The 3,527-nt window shown below is 67.7% G+C and carries 7 protein-coding genes and 1 pseudogene; all 8 read right to left on the minus strand.

The genetic code is table 11. The features are described 5' to 3' along the window. Window positions 1–193: pseudogene (locus tag VHK87_RS07920) on the minus strand (30S ribosomal protein S3); the annotation flags it as partial. Continuing rightward, a complete protein-coding gene (gene rplV / locus VHK87_RS07925) occupies window positions 193–573 on the minus strand; it encodes a 50S ribosomal protein L22 (protein ID WP_329634364.1) in 381 nt (126 codons plus the stop codon). The pseudogene VHK87_RS07920 and the gene rplV, both read right to left, overlap by 1 nt. 4 nt (window positions 574–577) lie before the next feature. Continuing rightward, window positions 578–856 (minus strand): 30S ribosomal protein S19, encoded by a 279-nt coding sequence (gene rpsS, locus VHK87_RS07930; protein ID WP_329634365.1) that lies wholly within the window; start codon window positions 854–856, stop codon window positions 578–580. Continuing rightward, entirely contained in the window at window positions 856–1,692 is an 837-nt protein-coding gene (gene rplB, locus VHK87_RS07935) for a 50S ribosomal protein L2 (protein ID WP_329634366.1), read from the minus strand. The genes rpsS and rplB overlap by 1 nt, the downstream gene beginning before the upstream one ends. Window positions 1,693–1,696: 4 nt before the next feature. After that, window positions 1,697–1,996: a 50S ribosomal protein L23 gene (locus tag VHK87_RS07940; RefSeq protein WP_329634367.1), complete on the minus strand. Its 300-nt coding sequence runs from the start codon at window positions 1,994–1,996 to the stop codon at window positions 1,697–1,699. Beyond that, entirely contained in the window at window positions 1,996–2,634 is a 639-nt protein-coding gene (gene rplD / locus VHK87_RS07945; protein WP_329634368.1) for a 50S ribosomal protein L4, read from the minus strand. The genes VHK87_RS07940 and rplD overlap by 1 nt, the downstream gene beginning before the upstream one ends. Further along, a complete protein-coding gene (rplC, locus tag VHK87_RS07950; protein WP_329634369.1) occupies window positions 2,631–3,401 on the minus strand; it encodes a 50S ribosomal protein L3 in 771 nt (256 codons plus the stop codon). The genes rplD and rplC overlap by 4 nt, the downstream gene beginning before the upstream one ends. A gap of 12 nt (window positions 3,402–3,413) precedes the next feature. Further along, window positions 3,414–3,527 (minus strand): 30S ribosomal protein S10 (locus VHK87_RS07955; protein ID WP_329634370.1); only part of this gene is annotated, 114 nt, incomplete at its 5' end.

Consider the following 3,527-nt stretch of genomic DNA (forward strand, 5'->3'; position numbering starts at 1 on the left):
GGCACTTCTTGTGCGGACGCTCGATGATGATCCGCGACACGCCGGCTTGGTAGAGGCGCTTCTTCAGCTCACGGCGGACCTTGATGTCCTCGTGCAGCAGCCGGCCGTAGTCGTGGCCGTCGGCGAACCAGCGGCTGTCCCAGGTGCGGTTGACGCCGAGGCGCAGACCGATCGGATTGACTTTCTGACCCATCAGGCGGCCTCACCCAGCTCGCGGACCACGATGGTGATCTCGCTGAACGGCTTCTCGATGCGGGACGCGCGGCCGCGGGCTCTCGCCGCGAAACGCTTCATCACCAGGTTCTTGCCCACGAAGGCCTCGGCCACGACCAGGGAGTCGATGTCGAGGTTGTGGTTGTTCTCGGCGTTGGAGATGGCCGAGTAGAGCGCCTTGCGCACATCCTTGGCGATGCGCTTGTGGCTGAACTCCAGCTCGTTCAGGGCGCGCTGCACCTTCAGGCCGCGGATCGAGGCGGCCACGAGGTTGAGCTTGCGCGGGCTGGTGCGCAGGGTGCGCACCTTGGCCATCGCTTCGGCCTGACCGATCCGGCGTTGGGTCTTGGGCTTCGACATCGGGCTACTTCCTCTTGGCCTTCTTGTCGGCCGCGTGGCCGGGGAAGTACCGGGTCGGGGCGAACTCGCCGAGCTTCATGCCGACCATGTCTTCGCTGATCAGCACCGGCACGTGCTTGTGGCCGTTGTGAACGCCGAAGGTCAGGCCCACGAACTGGGGCATGATGGTCGAGCGGCGCGACCAGGTCTTGATCACGTCCTTGCGGCCCGAGGCCTGAAGGGTTTCGGCCTTCTTGAGCAGGTAGCCGTCGACGAACGGACCTTTCCAGACAGAGCGCGTCATTAGCGGGACTTCCTGGCGTGGCGCGAACGCAGGATGAACTTCTGCGTCGCCTTGTTGCTGCGGGTCTTGCGGCCCTTGGTGGGCTTGCCCCAGGGGGTGACCGGGTGACGGCCGCCCGAGGTGCGGCCTTCGCCGCCGCCGTGCGGGTGGTCGATCGGGTTCATGGCCACGCCGCGGACGTGCGGGCGGCGGCCCTTGTGGCGCGAGCGGCCGGCCTTGCCCAGGACCTCGTTCATGTGGTCCGGGTTCGACACCGCGCCGACCGTGGCCATGCAGCCGTCCGGCACCATGCGCAGCTCGCCCGAATTCAGGCGGATCTGGGCGTAGCCGGCGTCACGACCGACCAGCTGGGCATAGCCGCCGGCGGCGCGGGCGATCTGCCCGCCCTTCATCGGCTTCATCTCCACGTTGTGGATGATGGTGCCGATCGGCATGGAGCGCAGCGGCATGGCGTTGCCCGGCTTCACGTCGGTCTTCTCGGCCGCCAGGATCTGGTCGCCGGCGCGCAGGCGCTGCGGGGCCAGGATGTAGGCCAGCTCGCCGTCCTGGTACTTCACCAGGGCGATGAACGCCGAGCGGTTGGGGTCGTACTCCAGGCGCTCGACCGTCGCGGGCACGTCGAACTTGCGCCGCTTGAAGTCGATGACCCGGTAGAGGCGCTTGGCGCCGCCGCCGCGGAATCGCACCGCGATGCGGCCGCCGCCGCCCCGGCCGCCGGACTTGGTCAGGCCCTCGACGAGGGACTTCTCCGGCTTGCCCTTGTGGAGCTCGCGCTTGTCGACCAGGACCAGCTGACGACGGCCGGGCGAGGTCGGATTGAAGGTCTTCAAGGCCATCGAACTAGAGCCCCGTGGTGATGTCGATCGACTGGCCTTCGGCCAGCGTCACGATGGCTTTCTTGACGTCCGAGCGACGGCCGATCCGGCCGCGGAAGCGCTTGGTCTTACCCTTCACATTCAGGGTGTTGACCTTGGTCACGTTGACCTTGAACAGCGCTTCGACCGCAGCGGCGATCTCGTCCTTGGACGCGTCCTCGGCGACCCGGAACACGACCTTGTTCTGCTCCGAGAGCAGGGTCGCCTTTTCGGTGATCACCGGGGACAGGATGGTGTCGTAGTGGCGGGCGGTGGGCTCGGCCATCACGCGGCCTCCTTCGAAGCGAACCGCGCCTGGATGGCTTCCACTGCATCCTTGGTCAGGACCAGGGTGTGCCGGCGCAGGACGTCATAGACGTTCAGGCCGGCGCTCGGCAGGACGTCCACGTTGGGGATGTTGCGGGCGGCCAGCTGGAAGTTGGTGTCCAGCTGCGCGCCGCCGATCACCAGGGCGTTGGTCAGGCCCAGCTTGCCGAAGCTTTCCCGCAGCGCGGCGGTCTTGGCTTCGGTCAGCGTGGCGGAGTCCAGCACCACCAGCGAGCCGGCCTTGGCCTTGGACGACAGTGCGTGCTTCAGCGCCAGCGCCCGGACCTTCTTGGGCAGGTCGAACGCATGGCTGCGCACGACCGGCCCGTGGGCCTTGGCGCCGCCGACGAACTGGGCCGCCCGGCGCGAGCCGTGGCGGGCGCCGCCGGTGCCCTTCTGGCGGTACATCTTCTTGCCGGTCCGCGAGACTTCGTTGCGGACCTGGATCTTGTGGGTGCCGGCCCGGCGCTTAGCCAGCTGCCAGGTCACGCACCGCTGCAGGATGTCGCCGCGGATCTCTTCGATGCCGAAGATGTCGTCCGGCAGGTCGATCGAGCCGCCCTTGCCGCCGTCGAGTTTGATGACGTCGAGTTTCATTGCTGCTCTTCGCCTCCGGCCGCGGGCGCCTCGGGGGCGGCTTCGGTCACCGCCAGCTCTTCAGCGGCGGCTGCTTGTTGCGCGGCGCCGCCGGCCTTGCGGAACGCGCCCGGCTTGGGCGCATCGGCCGGCAGGGCGGCCTTCACGGCGTCGCGGATCTTGACGTAGGAGCCCTCGGTGCCGGGAACGGCGCCCTTCACCAGGATCAGGTTGCGCTCGGGATCGACGCGCCAGACGGTGAGGTTGAGGGTGGTGACGGTTTCCTGGCCGAGGTGGCCGGCCATCTTCTTGTTCTTGAACACCTTGCCGGGGTCCTGCCGCTGGCCGATCGAGCCGTGCGAGCGGTGGGAGACCGAGACGCCGTGGGTGGCGCGAAGGCCGCCGAAGTTCCAGCGCTTGATCGCGCCGGCGAAGCCCTTACCCACCGTAGTGCCGGTGACGTCGATCTTCTGGCCCGGCACGAAGTGGTCGGCGGTGAGTTCCGCGCCCACGTCGATCAGGTTGTCCTCGGAGACCCGGAACTCGGCCAGGGTCCGCTTCGGCTCCACTTCCGCCTTGGCGAAGTGGCCGCGCATGGCCTTGGAGGTGTTCTTGGCCTTCTTGACGCCGGCCCCGAGTTGGAGGGCGACATAGCCATCCTTGTCGGCGGTGCGCTGGCCGACGACCTGGCAGCCGTCGAGGGAGAGCACGGTTACAGGCACATGGACGCCGGCTTCGTCGAAGAAGCGCGCCATGCCCAGTTTCTTGGCGATCACGCCGGTTCGCATCGACGGGTCCCCTTAGAGCTTGATCTCGACGTCCACGCCGGCGGACAGGTCGAGCTTCATGAGAGCGTCGACGGTCTGCGGGGTGGGGTCGACGATGTCGAGCACGCGCTTGTGCGTGCGGATTTC

The organism is Phenylobacterium sp. (assembly GCF_036263695.1).
Classification (GTDB): domain Bacteria; phylum Pseudomonadota; class Alphaproteobacteria; order Caulobacterales; family Caulobacteraceae; genus Phenylobacterium.